The following is a 17,467-nucleotide window of genomic DNA, read 5'->3' as shown; positions in this document are numbered from 1 at the left end:
CCGGTCGAAGATCTCAGAAGGAACGAAACATAGGGAGCCGATCAGCGCGGAAAGAGTCGCGCCAGATCGGCTCCGAAGGCCGACGTGGATGCATCGTCGGCTCCATCGGGGGCCACGCTGAATCGCCAGTCGTGCGTGGCCATGTTCACGGGCACGGGCAGATGTCCATGCACACGATTGTCGTCGCCGAGCACGATCGCTCCCGATGCCACGGCGGCGGCACAGAGCGGCAGCAGACGATGTTCGATGCGCAGCACACGGGCGGCCAGTGACGCCACCGTATCGGCGGGCAGGACGGGCACGGGCCACTGCGCGACGATGGGACCACGATCGTAGTGCTCGTCGACGAAGTGCACGGTCACACCGGTCACGGTGGCGCCATGTTCGAGCACGGCCGCGTGAATGCGCTGGCCATACATGCCGGGACCGCCGAAGGCGGGCAGCAGCGCCGGGTGCACGTTGAGCAGACGACCGCGAAACGTCTGCACGACCGCGGCGGGAATGAGCTTGAGATAGCCCGCGAGGACGAGCAGTTCGGCGCCGGCATTCATCAACTGCGCCACGAGCGCTTCATCATCGGCGGGCACCTGCACCACGCCGGTGGTGATGCCGGACTGCCGGGCGCGGGCCAGCGCGCCCGCCGATGCCTTGTCGGAGGCGACGTAGACGATGGTGCCCGCCGATGCGCCGGGGCCCGCAAAATGATCGATCAGCGCCTGCAGATTGGAGCCGCCGCCGGATGCGAGTACGGCGATGCGGGTCGGCGACCGCTGCGGGGACTCCTGGGGAGACAATGTCGACGAAGCGGAGTCGGCGGCGGCGGTCATGGTCCCAAACTATCGATTCCGACGGGTCTGCTACAGGGGCCGCGCTGGAATGGGTCCGATTGCCGCGAGCGCGATCGTGATGGCTTCCAGCAACCGGTCGGCCAGGAATACACGCGGCTCGGATGACGATCGTGCGGTTTCGACATCGGCTGGTGGCGTTTCGATACCCGGCACGAGCACGCCCACACCGCCGACGGCGATCGCCGGCTGCACGTCTCGCCAGCGATCGCCGATATAACCGGACCGCGCGAGATCGAGCTGGTGTTCACGCGCGGCCTGTCGATACATGCCAAGTCCCGGCTTGCGGCAGTCACACGAGGCCGGAGTGGTGGCGGCATGCGGGCAGTGATAGGTGGCCAGCACCGTGGCCCCACCGGCGGCCAGCAGCGTCACCGTGCGATCGCGCACGGCCGCGTACTGGGCCTCGGTGATGAGTCCGCGGGCGATACCCGACTGATTGGTGATGATCACGACCGGCACCCCCGCGGCGTTCGCGCGCCGCACCGCGGCCACGGCATCGGGGAGCAGGGCCACGCGCTCCGCATCGGCCAGATAGTGCGCGTCGGCGATCAGCGTACCGTCTCGGTCGATGAAGAGCGCCGGGCGCGTGTCGCCGTGCATATCGTGATGCGTATCGCTGTGCGTATCGCTTCGCGTGCCTCTCTGTGTGCCGCTCATCGCCGCAGACTGAGCGGCAGCAGATGTTGCACGGTATCCGGCCGGGGACGTGGTGTGGTACTGTCACGTCGCGCACCGGAATTGCGTGCAGCGGAATCACGCGCCGCGGAATCCCGTCTCGCGGCTGCGCTGTCCACGCGCGGTGCCCGTGGTGTGGCGAAGTTGCGCGACGGCGATTTCACCGTACCCGAAAGACTGCGCACCTCGGCGGTCTGCACCCGGAACTGCGATTGCCAGGGCAGAGGCGACTCGAGTGTGACGAAGATTTCGTTGTACACCCGCTGCCGCGACATCTTGGGTGGGGGTGTCGTATCGACGGGCGCCGGCCGGATGCCGCGCGCCCGCGCGGTCTGTGCCGCCTGACGCTGGCGCTCCTGCGCGGCACGCTGCGCCGCGAACACACTGTCGCGGCGACGCTCCTGGGCGATGGAATCCCGCTTCGCGCGCGCCGCCTGACTGGTGTCGAGCTTCGCTTCCGCGGCCCTGGCGATGGAGTCGGCTTTCTGTTTGGCCGCCAGGGAGTCGGCCGTCGCTTTCTGGACGGCGGTCTGCACGCTTCGCACCGGCACACGCGAGGAATCGGCGCGCGTGACGACGATCATCTCGGGATCGAACTGGAAGTCGTTGGGATACGGCTTGTCGAAGACCAGTTTGAGCACGCGGTTCGTGTCCTGCACCGCCACCTCGGTGATGCGCAGTCCCACCGTATCGTGCGTGAACGCGTACAACTCCGCGCTCGCGGCCCGGGTGAGCGTCACGCGCGTGGCGTCCCAGAGTTCGAGCGGATCGAGATCGCGGTTGTTGTTGCGATCGGCAAAGGCACGCAGCAGATACGGCCCCGACGGCAGGTTGCGCAGTTCGAAGCGTCCCACCGAATCGGAGACGGCCTGATACACCGTGCTGTCGCTGGCCACGGCTTCCACCACCGCGCTGGCCATGCCCTTGCCGGCGAACCAGTCGAACGCCACACCGCTGATGCGCGTGTCGGGAATGGGGCCGCCCGTGGAGAACACGATGCGGATGATGGAGTCGATGCCGTTGTTGCGCAGATCCTGGATACCCGGCTTGATCTGCACCGAATACACCGTGTTGGGTTTCCACCCCTTCGACGGCCGGATCGTGATGCGGGTCCGTCCCCAGCTCACCCGCGCATCGCCACTCTTGGGACTGATGAAGACCAGGTCCGCGAGACTGGTGCCACCACCCCGTGGTGCTTCGGCGATGACTTCATCGAAACGCAGTTCCACCGTTTTGGGGACACCGCCCACCGAATTGGTGTCGGGTGTGATGCGCACGATGAGTGGCGGGGCGTTGTCCGGCGGGCCGCCGGGTGGCGCCGCCTGATTGGCGCAGGCGGCGCCGATGCCCAGCACCGCCACGAACGCCACCGCCAATGCGGATAACCGTCGGATCACGCGCCCAGCGCCTGCAGCTTGCCGCGCAACTGATCGGCGCGGCTGCGCCAATCGGCCGCCTTGGCCCGTTCCGCTTCCACCACGGCCGGCGGGGCCTTGGCCACGAACCCTTCGTTGGCCAGTCGGCCTTCGAGTGCCGTGAGCTGCTTCTCCAACTGCGAAAGCTCCGTCTGCAAACGCTGCTTCTCCTTGTCGAGGTCGATCATGCCGGCCAGCGGCACGACGACTTCGATACCCCCGGAGAGCAGCACCTGTGCCGAGGCGCCTCCCGGGTTGACATCGGCCAGGGTGACGCGGGCGCGCGCCAGCGACCCGATGGTCTCCAGCATCGCCCGCAGCCCGCCCTGCGCCGCGGCCGGTGCGACGAGCACCACGTCCACCCAGGCGCCGGGCTGCACATTGTACTCGGCGCGCACCTGGCGAATGGCCTGCACGGCCTCGCGGGCCTGCTCGAACACCGCGCCACTGCCAATGGCTTGTCCGGTGACATGGCCGCGCGCCACCGGCCACGCCGCCTGCGCGATGAAGGCGTTGGGCGGTGTCTGCGGCAATTTCTGCCACAGTTCTTCGGTGATGAACGGCACGATGGGTTGCAAGAGACGCAGGGCGCCGTCGAACGCATGGGCCAGCACGGCGCGGGCGACTTCCCGATCGGGCCCCGGTGTCGCCAGGCGCGGCTTGATGCTCTCGAGATACCAGTCGGCGAGCTCGTTCCACACGAAGCGGCGCGCGGCTTCGGCATACTCCGACAACCGCAGTCCGCGATACCGTTCGGCGTCGGTCCATGTCGTCAGATTGGCCGGACGGGCCGGACCGAGCGCGGCATCACAGTCGGCGATGGCCACGTCGAGCCGCTCCAGAATCCAGTGATCGGCGGCCGTGAGCACGGCCGGATCGAGGGTGGTCAGCGATGCCACCGGATCGCTGCCCACGCGGGAGAGCAGGAAACGTCCGATGTTCCAGAGCTTCGTGCAGAAATTGCGTCCGGGCGCGAACGACTTCTCGAGATCGGTGGGGTCCAGCATCACGTCCACACCGAGTCCGAGTCCGGCCACCATGGTCCAGCGCAGCGCATCGGCCCCATAGAGACGGACCACGTCGAGCGGATCGATGCCGTTGCCCAGCGACTTGGACATCTTGCGGTGCTGCATGTCGCGCACGGTGCCGTGCAGATACACCGTGTGGAACGGGGCCTTGCCCATGAACCAGCATCCGCTCATCACCATGCGCGCGACCCAGAAGAACAGGATCTCGGGCGCGGTGACGAGCACGTCGCCCGGATAGAACGCGCGCAGATCGGGCGTGTCGTCGGGCCAGCCCAGTGTGCTGAACGGCCACAGCCAGCTCGAGAACCACGTGTCGAGCACATCTTCGTCCTGCCGCACACTGCCGCCACAGGACGGGCAGGCCGTGACATCGGTGCGCGAAGCGATGGGTCCCTGTCCGCAGGCCGCGTTGCAGTACCACACCGGTACGCGGTGTCCCCACCAGATCTGACGCGAGATGTTCCAGTCGCGAATGCCTTCCAGCCAGTTGACGTACACCGCTTCCCATCGCTCGGGGAGAATGCGCAACTCGCCGGTGCGCAGTGCGGCCAGGGCCTTGTCGGCGAGCGGCTGCATGCGCACGAACCACTGATCGGAGAGACGCGGTTCGACGACGGTGTCACAGCGGTAGCAGTGACGCACACTGTGCTGATGGTTCTCGACCTTCACCAGCGCACCGGCCGCCTCGAGCAGCGCCACGATGGCTTTGCGCGCGGCAAACCGGTCGAGGCCGTTCAATTCGGCGGGCACGCGGCCGGCGGCGCCGTCCACCTCACGCACGATGCCTTCGGCGTCGATGATGACCGGCATGGCGAGGCCGTGGCGCTTGCCCACTTCGAAGTCGTTGGGGTCGTGCGCCGGTGTGATCTTCACCGCACCCGAACCGAACGACGGATCGGTGTAGCTGTCGCCGATGATCGGGATGCGCACGCCATTGAGCGGCAGCACGACTTCCTTGCCGATGAGCGCCTGATAGCGTTCGTCGTCGGGATTGACCGCCACCGCCACGTCACCCAGCATCGTCTCGGGACGCGTAGTGGCCACGACGATGCCCTGCGAGGGATCGTCGGCCAGCGCATACCGCAGGTGATAGAGCTTGCCGTTCGTTTCGGTGAACTCGGCTTCTTCATCGGACAGCGAGGTGCCGCAGCGCGGGCACCAGTGGATCACGCGATGACCCTTGTATACCAGGCCGTCTTCGAACAGCCGCACGAACGTTTCCCGCACCGCGCGCGAGAGCTCGGGGGAGAACGTGTAGGCCGTGCGCGTCCAGTCGGCGCTGGCGCCGATGGACTTGAGCTGATTGAGGATCTCGCCGCCGGTCTTGTCGACGAACTGTGCCACCCGCTGCACGAACGCGTCGCGTCCGAGATCGAAACGGGTCTGGCCTTCAGCCGCGAGCTGCTTCTCGACGACGTTCTGGGTGGCGATGCCGGCGTGATCGGTGCCGGGGACCCAGAGCGCTTCGTCGCCGGCCATGCGCCGCCAGCGGATGAGCACATCCTGCACGGTGTTGTTGAGACCGTGCCCCATGTGCAGCACCGCCGTCACGTTGGGCGGCGGAATCACGATCACGAAGGGCTCGTGCGTGGCGGCGCGGGCAGGGTCGGCGGTGAAGACGCCGTGCTCGGTCCAGCGGGGGTACCAGGCGGCCTCGGTGGAGGCCGCGTCGTACGTGGAGGGCAGCGAATTGGGGTCGGGCGAGGTCATCCATCAAAGATAACCACGCCCGACGGGATCGGATCAGTCGAGAGGGAGTCGCCGACTCAGTCGACGGCGTCGGCGTTGGCGGTGAGGGAGTTCAGCACCTGCTCCACGCCGGGCACGCCACGGGCAATGGTGAGCGCGTAGTCGATCTCGGCCGGTGCGGCGACCCAGCCGGTGAGCTCGATCTCTCCCGGCGAGACGGCGCCGATGTCGATGGCCCGGTGCGCCAGCATGGGATCGTTCTGGAACGCCTCCAGCACACGCTCCTCGAGCTCGTCGAGCGGCACGACCGGCGCCGATTCCGGATCCGGCGCCCCATCGGTCTCCGAGAGATACGGCGTGCTGCGGTAGAGCGAATTCCGGAGCCCCCGGCCGCTCCGGGATTCACTGCGCCGGGACCCGGCACGCCGGGATTCCGCCCGCCGCGGCGCCTGGTCGACGAGGTGCTCGGTGAGATGCAGGTGCGAGATGGACTCGGGGGCGAGTTCCGAATGGTCGTCGGGGAGTTCATCGAACGATTCGGACCGCCGGCCATCGGTGCGCCAGCCGTTCTGGCGATGCCGGCGGCGTGAGCGTTTGCCCTCGATGGCCTCGAGTCCACCGAGCTTGTCGGCGAGCAGCATGCCCATGGCGAGGCCGGCAAGGGCCCCCAGCGCGACCAGCACGATGCGGCCGGTCTTTCCCTGCCGCTCGGGGCGGCGACGATTCTGCATCTCGGACCTGTCTCCTGATTCCGGCCACATGTCTCGTCCATGTCTGGCACGACGGTGTCCAGCTTGGCGTAACTCGCTGTCGAAGGATAACTTCAGCGTCCCCGTGAAGGGAGCGCGCCGGGTGGGCGGATCGGGTATCCGCGCCCTGCGCCCGCATGTTCGCTGTCCCCCTCACTGTCCCCAACTCCGTTGGTTCCGATGATCGCCGGTCCGTCCTCCGCAGTGCCCGCCGACAACGCTCTGATTGTCCTCACGCTCCCCGATGGTTCCACGCGCGAGGTGCCCGCCGGCACCCTGGCGCGGGACGTGGTGGCGACGATCGGCACCCGGCTGCTGCAGGCGTCGCTGGCGGTGGCCGTGGATGGCGAGGTGCAGGACCTCATGACGCCGCTGCGCACGTCGGGCGCGTTCGTGGTCATCACCGACAAGGACCCGCGTGCGCTGGCCGTGCTGCGCCACTCGGGCGCGCACATCCTGGCCACGGCGGTGCGTCGCCTGCGCCCCGATGCGAAGATCGGGTTCGGTCCGGCCATCGACGATGGCTTCTACTACGACTTCGAAGTCGACAAGCCGTTCACGCCCGAGGATCTCGCGGCGTTCGAGGCGGAGATGAAGAAGGTCGTGGCCGAGAAGTATCCGTTCGTCCGTGCGGAAGTGTCGGTGGAAGAGGCGAAGAAGCTGTTCGTGGACGATCCGCTCAAGCTGGAACGTCTGGCCGATTTCGACGGCACCGACGAGATCATCTCCACGTACACCGACGGTCCGTTCATCGATCTGTGCCGCGGTCCGCACGTGCCGGACACGTCGTATCTCAAGCACTTCAAGCTGCTCAACACGGCGGGCGCGTACTGGCGCGGCGACGTGAAGCGTCAGATGCTGCAGCGCATCTACGCCACGGCCTTCTTCAAGAAGGACGAACTCGAGCAGCACCTGCACAATCTCGAGGAGGCGAAGAAGCGCGATCACCGGGTGCTCGGGAAATCGCTGGGCCTGTTCCAGCTCTTCCCGCACGCGCCGGGCGCCGCGTTCTGGACGCCGAAGGGCACGACGTTGTACAACACGCTCGAAGCCTTCGTGCGCGAGCGTCAGCAGGAGGCGTTCCTGGAGGTGAAGACGCCCCTGCTGTACAACAAGATGCTGTGGGAGCAGTCGGGGCACTGGGGCAAGTACAAGGAGAACATGTTCCTCGTGCTCGACAACGAGACGGGGGAGCACGACATGTCGCTCAAGCCGATGAACTGCCCGTCGCACTACGTGCTCTTCGGCTCGCACAAACATTCGTACCGCGAACTGCCGGTGCGGTACGTGACGTTCGATGTGCTGCACCGCAACGAGATTTCTGGGGCGTTGTCGGGACTCACGCGCGTGCGTCAGTTCTCCCAGGACGACTGCCATGTCTTCCTGCGCGAAGACCAGATCGCGAGCGAGGTGCACTTCCTTCTCGACTTCATCCTCGGCCACTACGACACGTTCGGTCTCACGGCGAAGCTCAAGTTCGCCACACGTCCGGAGCAGCGCATCGGCAGTGACGAGTTGTGGGATCGTGCCGAGGCGGGATTGCGCGCCGCACTCGAAGCCACGGGGCGTCCGTACGAGATGAAGGAGGGCGACGGGGCGTTCTACGGTCCCAAGATCGACTTCGATGTCACCGACTCCATCGGACGCGCCTGGCAGCTCGGCACGATCCAGCTGGACTACAACGCACCAGAGCGTTTCGATCTCACCTACACGGGTGAGGACAACGCGCCGCATCGTCCGGTGGTCATCCACCGCGCGGTGAGCGGATCGTTCGAGCGGTTCATCGCCATTCTGATCGAACACTTCGCGGGCGCGTTTCCGGTGTGGCTCTCACCGGAGCAGGTGCGCGTGATCCCGATCGCCATCGACTTCAACGCACACGCGCAGGCCCTGGTGGATCGCATGAAGGCGGCGGGCATCCGGGCCACGCTCGATGCGCGCAACGAAACGCTGAACTACCGGGTGCGCGAAGGCGAAGTGGAGAAGATCCCGTACATGTGTGTCATCGGACGGCGCGAAGCCGACGAGAACACGGTGGCGCTGCGCACCCGCGGGGCGGGGAAGAAACAGGAGATCCTCACGACGGACGCGTTCATCGCGCGGGTGCTCGACGAGGTGCGCACGCGGGCGCTCGTGCCGGCGTCGGGCGGCGCGGCGAATGCGGCCGCGACGGCTGACGCGAACGGTGCGACGGCGGAGGCCGGGGCGTGACGCCGGAGGCGCTGCTCGATCTGTTTCTGCTCTCACCGGTCGGCATCGTCGAAGTGGACGAGGACGGTACGGTGGAGGTGGCCAATCTGGCGGCGCGACGGTTGCTCACGCCTTTCACCCGCACCGGGACGCTCGACGATCTGTTCACCGCGCTGAGTGGCGTGGCGCCGGATCTCGCGGCCCGGGTGCGGGGATTCGACGGCCCGCGCGGTGTGGTGGTGGACAACATGGAACTGCTGGCGCCGGGCCAGCAGCTGGGTGTGTTCCTGTCGCTGGTGAAAGTGGCCACCGGGCGGATCGTCGCGGTGGCCACCGATGCCTCGGGGCTCGCCGCTGCACGGGGTGCGGTGTCGCGTCTGGAGCAGCGGCAGCGCGCCGTGGAAGAGGCGGTGCACGACTATGCGTTCTACACGCTCGATCGTGACGGGCTCATCGACAGCTGGAGCGTGGCCGCCGAACGGGTGCATCAGTGGGCGGCGTCGGGCATCATCGGTCAGAGCATGACGGCGCTGGTGGCTCCGGAGCAGGCCGGCGAGGGGTACCTCACCGACACGCTCTCACTCGCGGCGCGCAACGGCTGGTGCGAAGAAGAGGGGCACCGGCAGCGTCAGGACGGCACGACGTTCTGGGCCAGCACGGTGGTCACGGCGCTGCGCGATGCGTCCGGCGAGACGGTGGGCTTCTCGGTGATCACGCGCGATGTCTCGGAGCGGCGCAAACTCGAAGAGCAGTTGCGCGACGACGCGTCGAGCAACACCGACTACCTCACGGGAGTGTTTGCGCGCCGGGCCTTCTTCGATGTCGCGCAGTCGGAAGTGGCCCGCGCACGTCGTTACGGCCAGCCGCTCACCATGCTGCTGATCGACCCCGATCATTTCCGCGAACTCGTGGAGCAGTACGGCGAGGGGTTCGGCAACGAGTGGTTGCGCGCCATCGCCTGGGTGGGACGACAGGAGTCGCGTACCACGGACGTGGTGGGTCGTGTGGGCGGCGAAGCGTTTGCCGTGCTGCTGCCGAGCACGGAACTGAGCGGCGGTCTGGTGCTGGCCGAGCGTATCCGCGAACGCATGCAGCGTCATGTGTTCGGCGGCGACTACCAGGCCGTGCGGGCGACGCTCTCCATCGGCGTGGCCGACGTGACCGAATCGATCACGAGCGTGGATGGTCTGCTGTCCACCGCCGGCACGGCCGTGGAACGGGCGAGGCAAGCGGGAAGGAACCTGGTGGTAGGGTACGACGACTGAGAGTCCTCTGTGGGGGGCCGGGTTGGGAGGAACTACGGTTGCTGGAACTACGGGGGCTGGGGGAACGGGAGCTAGAAGAACGGGAGCTAGACCTACGGGAGCTAGACCTACGGGAGCTGGAAAAACGGGAGCTGGGACCTACGGGGGCTGGACCTACGGGGAACCACCGTACGACGGGGGCTGGAACCACGGGCAGACGACGGGAAATTCCGTCAAGTCCGTTGGTCCAGCCCCCGTGGTCGCAGTCCCGTAGGTCCAGCTTCCGTTCTTCTAGCTCCCGTTTCCCCAGCTCCCGTGGGTCCAGCTCCCGTAGGTCCAGCCCCCGTAGGTCCAGCCCCCGTAGTTCCAGCCCCCGTGTTCCCCGCCCCCACCTATCTGGCCGGCTGTCTCCTTGCTCCCGTCCAGATCACGATCGACCCACATCCGTTGCGGGTCTGGAATTCGATGGGGGTGCTGCCGGTGCCCGTGTACACTTCCATCGCGCGGACTTCGGTCTGGTTCACGACGTCGTCGATCACCCCGTTGGTGGCCGGCGTGTTCACGCCGTTCACGAACAGGGCGGGAATGCACTTGCCCGTGCCGGTCGTACCGCGCATGGTGACCTGATCGCGGCTGTTCTGACCCGGGTTGATGCTCACGCCCGGGGTGGAGCGCAGCACATCGGCGATCGTGCGCGCGTTGCGCTGCTCGAGGTAGGACTCGTCGTAGAAGTGTCCGAACCCGAGTTTGCGGCGCTGTTCGAAGGCCGCCATCTGACCGCTCCACTTGTCGGCCTGCACTTTCACGGTGTCCACCGTGGGTGTGACTGCGTCGAGGGAGATTTCGGTCATGGCGATCGTGTGGTCGACCACGTCCACGGCTACCCGGCGCGGCTGGAATCCGACGGCGCGCGCCTCGAGCATCCAGGTGCCGCCAGGCAGGCTGTCGAGCTGGAATTGCCCACCGCCGGTGGCGGCACCCTCCGCGCCATTGCCGGGCATCGATAGCCGGGCGCCCATGAGCGGCCGCCCGGCGGTGTCACGCACCACGCCGCGCAGTTTGCCGTCACCGCGCAGCAGCGTGGTCGACGCGCCACCGCTGCGGGCGACCACCCGTTCCGCCTGACCGATGTACATGTCGCGGATCAGCACACCATTGGTGGGCACCTGCAGTTCCACCACCCCGCTCGAATCGTTGCCGGCGTAGGCGCGGGTGGTGAGCATGGCGTCGGGCGGCAGTCCGCAGATGACGAAGGCGCCGGTGGGCGACGCGTCCGTGGTGCGCAATGGACGTCGGCGTTCCACGCCACTGGGCCCCACGTTGGTTTCCGTGTACTGCACGCGCACCCGCGCCGGGCCGCCCAGCGACTGGCCACGCGCCGAACGCACCTGACCGACGAACAGCCCCGTCGGCATCCCCGGACCCTGATCGCGGCACTTGGTGGCCCGGTAGGTCTGCGCCGACGGGAGGCCGAGCGGCAGCTCCACATTGCCGCTGGACGCGATGTTGACCGGCACGGCGAGACCATCGAGCCCGAGACGGTCGATCTGACTGTGGACGAGGCCCACCAGATAGATCCCCACCGGCAGGGAGTCCAGGGTGTAATAGCCCGCCGAATCGGCGGTGGCGGAACGGATCCTGGACGGATCGCTGGCCGAAACGAACTGCACCGTGGCCCCACTCAGCGGCGCGAATGCGAGGCTGTCGAACACCAGGCCACTGACCGTGGCCAGGGCCCGCGTGAGTGGCGCGGTGGCGGACGGCGCCGGCATCACCGGCTTGGGCGGCACCACCGGCGTTTCTTTCGGTGGAACGGGCGGTTTTTTCACCTGTGCGTCGATCGTGGCGACCGGCGTCAGCAGGGCGGCCGTCATGAGGGCGCGCACGGCGCCGCGGAGGAGAAGTCTGATCTGGATCGTCTGCATGGCACCCGTGCAAGACACTCGACGGAGAAGCTCGAATGATGCGCCGGCGATCGAACCTCTCGCCGGATCCACCCGGAAACACCGACGGTGGCGCATACCCGAAGTTTACGCCCCGGATCCGCCATCAGGCACCCGTGACACGCCCTGGAACGGCTCCGCATGCCACGGACTGGCAAAGAATTGCGGAGAAGGAGATCGGTCGCAACGGTCTCCCGCCGCTCGTGCGTACTGGATCATGCCATGTATGGCACGCAGATCCCGCCTCTCCCACCCAGGCGCCCCGATCATCCAATGCACCAACTCTCCCATCGCTTCGCCCGTCACGCCTTCGCCCTCTCCACGGTCCTGGCGACTGCGGTAACGAGCACGCCCGCGGTGTTGCACGCCCAACGTGCGTCGAAGGAACCCAACGTCGAATTCGAGATGATGACGTGGCCCGAGGTGAAGCAGGCCCTGGCCAGCGGCAAGACGACGGCGCTGTTCTACACCGGCGGCACCGAGCAGCGGGGTCCGCAGAACGTGAACGGCGGACACAATCTGATGGGCAAGGCCACGGTGAAGGCCATCGCGCTGAAGCTGGGGAATGCGATCGCGATGCCGGTGCTTCCGTACACGCCCAACAACGCCAGCGCCACGCTGCCGGGGACCATCGGGCTCACCCCCGATCTGCTCGCGGCCATCCTCGAGCGTATCAGTGAGCAGGCCATCACCACGGGCTTCCGGAACGTCGTGCTGATGGGTGACCATGGCGGCGGACAGCCCAACACCTATGTCGATGTCGCGAAGAAGCTGAGCGAGAAGTACGCGGCCCAGGGCATCAAGGTGGTGTACTGCGACGAAGTGTACAGCAAGGCCAACGACGACTTCAGCAAGTGGCTCGACGAGCAGAAACTTTCCGGCGGCGGCCACGCCAGCATCATCGACACATCGGAAATGCTCTACCTTGGCGGCGCCGACTGGGTGCGGCTCAAGGAACTGCCCAACGCCGAAGGGGATCCCATTCTGCCGCGCGGCCAGCGTCCCGATCCGAATGTGCCGCGCAAGAACAACGGCATCACCGGCGACGCGCGGAAGAGCACCAAGGAATTGGGCAAGAAGATCTTCGACATGAAGGTCGACTACGGCGTCCGGCAGATCCGCGCCCTGCTGGGCTCCTGATCGTCCACGTCGGGGACGGAGGCAGTGGGACCAGTGGAGCAGGGCGGTCGATGACCGCCCTGTTTCTGTAAGCGACACGGCCGGAAGCGGGGCCGGCGGGAGACACGGGCACTCCCGGCCGTCGCGATTAGTTAATTTCTGAGGCTGTTCCACTGGTGACCCACTGGTGTTCCACTTCTCCAGCCCCGACATGACCGACCTTTCCCGTCAGCCTGTGATCGTTGGTGCCGCCCGCACCCCCGTCGGACGGTACCTTGGAGGCCTTGCCTCCCTGTCCGCGCCCGAACTCGGCGCCATCGCGATCAAGGCCGCTCTGCAACGCAGCGGCGTCGACGCCAATGACGTGCAGGAAGTGATCATGGGCCACGTGCTGCAGGGCGGCACGGGACAGGCGCCCGCGCGTCAGGCCATGCTCAAAGCCGGTGTGCCCGCCACGGCATCGGCGCTGACGGTGAACAAGGTGTGCGGCTCCGGCCTCAAGGCCGTGATGCTGGCCGCGCAGGCCATCAAGGCCGGTGACGCGCAGGTCATCATCGCCGGGGGGCAGGAGAGCATGAGCAACGCCCCGCACTACGTGTACGGCATGCGCGGCGGGGTGAAGATCGGCGATCAGTCCATGGTCGACGGCATGATCAAGGACGGCCTGTGGTGCGGCACGTACGGTGTGCACATGGGCACCCACGCCGAATACACGGCGAGCAAGGCCCAGATCTCGCGCGAGGATCAGGATGCCTTCGCGGCGGCATCCCACCAGAAGGCCGTCGCCGCGCAGCAGGCCGGCAAGTTCACGGCGGAAATCGTCCCCGTCGAAATTCCCGGCAAGAAGGGACCGACCATCGTCGACACCGACGAAGGACCGCGCGCCGACACCACGGTCGATTCCCTGGGCAAGCTGCGTCCGGCGTTCCCGAGCAAGGGCGGCGACAACACGGCGCTGTCGGTGACGGCGGGCAATGCCTCCACGCTCAACGATGGTGCCGCTGCGGTGGTCGTGACCAGCGAGGCGTATGCCCGCGAACACAACCTGCCGATCCTCGCCCGCATCACCGGCTATGCCACCGGCGCCGGCGATCCGCGCGACTTGTTCTTCGCCCCGATCACGGCGGTGAAGAATCTGATGGCCAAGCAGGGCACCACCATCGGCGACTACGATCTCATCGAAGCCAACGAAGCGTTCGCCAGTCAGTCGCTGGCCGATGCGCGCGGCCTCGGCGTCGACGCGAGCCGCGTCAACGTGCATGGGGGCGCGATCGCACTGGGACATCCGTTGGGCGCCAGCGGCACACGCGTGCTCGTCACGCTGCTGCATGCGCTGGCCGACCGGAATGCCCGCACGGGCATCGCCACACTGTGCCTCGGCGGCGGTGATGCCGTGGCGCTGTCGGTGGAACGCGTTTCCTGAGTCATCGTTGACCACATCGCGCCCCGCGCGCGTCTTCGTTCAACTCGCGGCGTTCGCCGTGGGCTGGATCCTCGTGCAGGGGATCACGGAGTCGCTCGCGGGGCCGTTGGCGATGTGGGTGTCGCGAACGATCGGCGAACCGGTGCCACTGTATCCCTGGACCACGCTCGCCGGCGTGCTGGGTGGGTGCTGGGCGGGTTTCCATGTCGTCGCCCCGATCGGGACGCCGGAGATGTTCGGGGTCAGGCCGTGGGAGCAACCCCGGATCGCGACGTGGCTGGGATTGGACGCGTCCACATGGCAGTGGCGACGGTTGGGGCTTGGTCTTGCTCTGGGCACGGCGGCCATTGGCCTCACCGTGGTGCCACTCTGGATGATGGGCGCGCTGCGTTTCGAAGCGGTGCCGGCGTTGACCGATGCCCCCGTTGGCGATTCGTGGGGAGGCGCGGCGGTACGGCTGCTGGTGCTGTTGGCGCCGGCTGCGTTGTGGGAGGAGCTGGCGTTTCGCGGATTTCTGCATGCGGTGGCGCGGGATGCGGCCGGCGCACAGGTGGCGCGCTGGGCATCGAGCGTGGCGTTCGGGGCGGTGCATATCATGAACCCCGGTGCGGGCGTGCGCACGACGCTGATCGTGATGCTCGCCGGCTGGTGTCTGGTGCGTTTGCGTGAACAGGCGGGCGTGCCGGCGGCATGGCTGGCGCATCTCGCGTGGAACTGGATCATGGCGGCCGTGCTGCATGTGGCCGTCAGCGGACAACCGTTTTCGGCGCCGGGGTATCGGACGGTCCTGGACGGACCGGCATGGTTGTCCGGCGGAAGTTGGGGACCGGAGGGCGGCCTCATGGCCGCGCTCGTGCTGGGCGGTGGTGCCTGGCTCGGGTGGCGGAGGCGGGGGACGCACCGGGCCCACGAGGAAACAATTGCAGCAGGAACGACGGCAGGACTTACAGCAGGACCTACAGCGGCAGGACCTACATCATCTGCGTTCGTGAGGAGCTGAATCAGCATGTCGGAGTCGACGGGTGGATCCCAGCAGGGGGCCGTGCAGCGCGCGGCGGTGATCGGAGCGGGTCAGATGGGCAACGGCATCGCGCATGTCTTTGCCACGAGTGGCCATCAGGTCACGATGATCGATGTCAGTGCCGATGCCCTGACGCGCGGCCGCGATACCATCGCGAAGAATCTCGATCGCCAGGTGAAGAAGGGCGCGCTGGAAGCGTCGTTGGCGGAAGCCGCGCTGGGGCGTGTCGCGACCGCCACGTCGCTCGATGCGGTTGCGGGGGCGCAGATCGTGGTGGAAGCCGCCACTGAACGCACCGATCTCAAGTTCCGCATCTTCGAGGATCTCGATCGCCTGGCCGATGCCGGTGCGATCCTCGCCACCAACACCAGCTCCATCTCCATCACCGAGATCGCCGCGCGCACGAAGCGCCCGGAACTCGTCATCGGCATGCACTTCATGAATCCGGTGCCGGTGATGCAGCTCGTCGAAGTGATCCGCGGTCTGGCCACGAGTGACGACACCACGCAGCGGGTCATGGCGCTGTCGAAGGCGCTCGGCAAGACGCCGGTGGAGGTGAACGACTTCCCGGGCTTCGTGGCCAATCGCATTCTCATGCCCATGATCAACGAGGCCATCTACTGCGTGATGGAAGGGGTGGGCACCCCCGAAGCCATCGACACGGTGATGAAGCTCGGCATGAACCATCCCATGGGGCCGCTCACGCTGGCCGACTTCATCGGTCTCGACACCTGTCTGGCGATTCTCGAAGTGCTGCACGAAGGACTCGGCGATCCGAAGTACCGTCCGTGCCCGCTGCTCAGGAAGTACGTCGCCGCCGGCTGGTACGGCCGCAAGTCGGGCCGCGGTTTCTACCAGTACTGAGTCCCGCACAGAGTCGTTCGTCTGTCGCGAGTTCCCGCATCCATCCGGAATCTTCAACAAGCTTCAACATGTCGCTGCTCCACTTCAACGAAACCCAGCAGGAAATCCGCCGCCTCGCGCGCGACTATGCGCAGCGCGAACTCGTCCCCATGGCCGCCGAACGCGATCGTGAATCACGCTTCGATCGCAGCATGGTGGAGCAGATGGCGGCGCTGGGTTTCTTCGGCATGCTGATCCCCGAGCAGTACGATGGTCTGGGGCTCGATGCGCAGAGCTATCTGCTCGCGCTCGAAGAGATCGCGGTGGGTGATGCGTCGGCGGCGGTGTTGCTCAGCGTGCACAACTCGCTGCCCACGCAGATGATCCTCAACTTCGGCACGGAGGAGCAGCGTACCCGCTTTCTGCCGCCGATGGCGCGGGGCGAACTGCTCGGCGCGTTCTGTCTCTCCGAACCCGAAGCGGGGTCCGACGCGGCCTCGCTGCGCACGCAGGCGGTGCGCGACGGCGATGCCTGGGTGCTCAATGGCACCAAGGCGTGGGTGTCGCACGGTAACGAAGCCGGCGTGCTGCTCTGCATGGCGCGTACCGATACGCCCGAAGACCGCAAGGGAAGCAAGGGGATCTCGACGTTCATCCTGACGCCGGATCTGCCGGGCTTCCATCTCACGAAGAAGGAGAACAAGCTCGGCCTGCGCGCGTCCCCGACGCTGCAGATCGTGCTCGACAACTGTCGTGTGCCCGCCGACCGGCTCGTAGGTGAGGTCGGTCGCGGGCTCACCTATGCGCTCGGTTCACTCGATCACGGACGACTCGGGATCGCGTCGCAGGCCATCGGCATCGCCCGCGCGGCGCTCGAGGCCAGCACCCGGTACGTGGGCGAGCGCAAACAGTTCGGCAAGAATATCGGCGAGTTCCAGGCCATCCAGTTCAAGCTGGCGGACATGGCGACTCGCATCACCGCTGCCCGCACGCTGTTGCACACGGCGGCGGCCGCGAAGGAGCGCGGCGAGAAAGTCACGCGCTTCAGCAGCATGGCGAAACTCTTTGCAACGGAGACCGCCATGTGGGTCACCACCCAGGCCGTGCAGATCCATGGCGGCTACGGCTACGTGACCGATTACCCCGTCGAGCGGCACATGCGCGATGCGAAGGTGACCGAGATCTACGAAGGCACCTCGGAGATCCAGCGCGTCGTCATCGCGCGTGAAACCCTGGCTGCAGCCATTGCCAACGACGGATCACTTCCAGACTGATCCTCC

At 66.9% G+C, this 17,467-nt stretch carries 13 protein-coding genes; 7 read left to right on the top strand and 6 right to left on the bottom strand.

The window, feature by feature from the left end:
• Positions 1-41 precede the first annotated feature (41 nt).
• From purN to WG208_RS08975, 5 genes are read right to left on the bottom strand one after another with little or no spacing between them, the layout of a single operon-like run.
• Positions 42-827 (bottom strand): phosphoribosylglycinamide formyltransferase, encoded by a 786-nt coding sequence (purN, locus tag WG208_RS08995; protein ID WP_337171003.1) that lies wholly within the window; start codon positions 825-827, stop codon positions 42-44.
• Positions 828-857: 30 nt separating this feature from the next.
• Positions 858-1,448 (bottom strand): HAD-IIIA family hydrolase, encoded by a 591-nt coding sequence (locus tag WG208_RS08990; protein ID WP_337171002.1) that lies wholly within the window; start codon positions 1,446-1,448, stop codon positions 858-860.
• Positions 1,449-1,501: 53 nt separating this feature from the next.
• Positions 1,502-2,920 (bottom strand): Ig-like domain-containing protein, encoded by a 1,419-nt coding sequence (locus WG208_RS08985; protein WP_337171001.1) that lies wholly within the window; start codon positions 2,918-2,920, stop codon positions 1,502-1,504.
• Positions 2,917-5,676 carry a valine--tRNA ligase gene (locus tag WG208_RS08980; protein WP_337171000.1) on the bottom strand — a complete coding sequence of 920 codons (2,760 nt, stop codon included), beginning with the start codon at positions 5,674-5,676 and terminating at the stop codon, positions 2,917-2,919. Before WG208_RS08980 ends, WG208_RS08985 begins: the two co-directional genes overlap by 4 nt.
• Before the next feature lie 56 nt (positions 5,677-5,732).
• On the bottom strand, positions 5,733-6,386 hold the full coding sequence (locus WG208_RS08975; RefSeq protein ID WP_337170999.1) for a BON domain-containing protein: 654 nt from the start codon (positions 6,384-6,386) through the stop codon (positions 5,733-5,735).
• A 198-nt stretch (positions 6,387-6,584) separates the two neighbouring features.
• Here WG208_RS08975 and thrS point away from each other — a divergent pair, with 198 nt between their 5' ends.
• Together thrS and WG208_RS08965 are read left to right on the top strand one after the other, a co-directional pair.
• Positions 6,585-8,615 carry a threonine--tRNA ligase gene (gene thrS, locus WG208_RS08970; RefSeq protein WP_337171255.1) on the top strand — a complete coding sequence of 677 codons (2,031 nt, stop codon included), beginning with the start codon at positions 6,585-6,587 and terminating at the stop codon, positions 8,613-8,615.
• A complete protein-coding gene (locus WG208_RS08965) occupies positions 8,612-9,859 on the top strand; it encodes a sensor domain-containing diguanylate cyclase (RefSeq protein WP_337170998.1) in 1,248 nt (415 codons plus the stop codon). Before thrS ends, WG208_RS08965 begins: the two co-directional genes overlap by 4 nt.
• Before the next feature lie 371 nt (positions 9,860-10,230).
• Here the strand turns inward: WG208_RS08965 and WG208_RS08960 are convergent, their stop codons facing one another.
• Positions 10,231-11,724: a carboxypeptidase regulatory-like domain-containing protein gene (locus WG208_RS08960; protein WP_337170997.1), complete on the bottom strand. Its 1,494-nt coding sequence runs from the start codon at positions 11,722-11,724 to the stop codon at positions 10,231-10,233.
• A 330-nt stretch (positions 11,725-12,054) separates the two neighbouring features.
• Here WG208_RS08960 and WG208_RS08955 point away from each other — a divergent pair, with 330 nt between their 5' ends.
• The 5 genes from WG208_RS08955 (at position 12,055) to WG208_RS08935 (ending at position 17,461) form a co-directional block, all read left to right on the top strand.
• The gene (locus WG208_RS08955; protein ID WP_337170996.1) at positions 12,055-12,921 is read left to right on the top strand and encodes a creatininase family protein; all 867 of its coding nucleotides are present in this window, start codon (positions 12,055-12,057) and stop codon (positions 12,919-12,921) included.
• 190 nt (positions 12,922-13,111) lie between these two features.
• A complete protein-coding gene (locus tag WG208_RS08950) occupies positions 13,112-14,323 on the top strand; it encodes an acetyl-CoA C-acetyltransferase (protein WP_337170995.1) in 1,212 nt (403 codons plus the stop codon).
• Between the two features lie 7 nt (positions 14,324-14,330).
• Complete coding sequence (locus WG208_RS08945; protein WP_337170994.1) at positions 14,331-15,323, top strand: CPBP family intramembrane glutamic endopeptidase; 993 nt, start codon at positions 14,331-14,333, stop codon at positions 15,321-15,323.
• Positions 15,324-15,329: 6 nt separating this feature from the next.
• Entirely contained in the window at positions 15,330-16,208 is an 879-nt protein-coding gene (locus tag WG208_RS08940) for a 3-hydroxybutyryl-CoA dehydrogenase (RefSeq protein ID WP_337170993.1), read from the top strand.
• Between the two features lie 68 nt (positions 16,209-16,276).
• On the top strand, positions 16,277-17,461 hold the full coding sequence (locus tag WG208_RS08935; RefSeq protein ID WP_337170992.1) for an acyl-CoA dehydrogenase: 1,185 nt from the start codon (positions 16,277-16,279) through the stop codon (positions 17,459-17,461).
• Positions 17,462-17,467: the final 6 nt, after the last annotated feature.

Origin of the sequence: Gemmatimonas aurantiaca, from assembly GCF_037190085.1 — a bacterium.
Lineage (GTDB): Bacteria > Gemmatimonadota > Gemmatimonadetes > Gemmatimonadales > Gemmatimonadaceae > Gemmatimonas > Gemmatimonas aurantiaca_A.
This window is presented reverse-complemented; position numbering and strand designations above follow the sequence as displayed.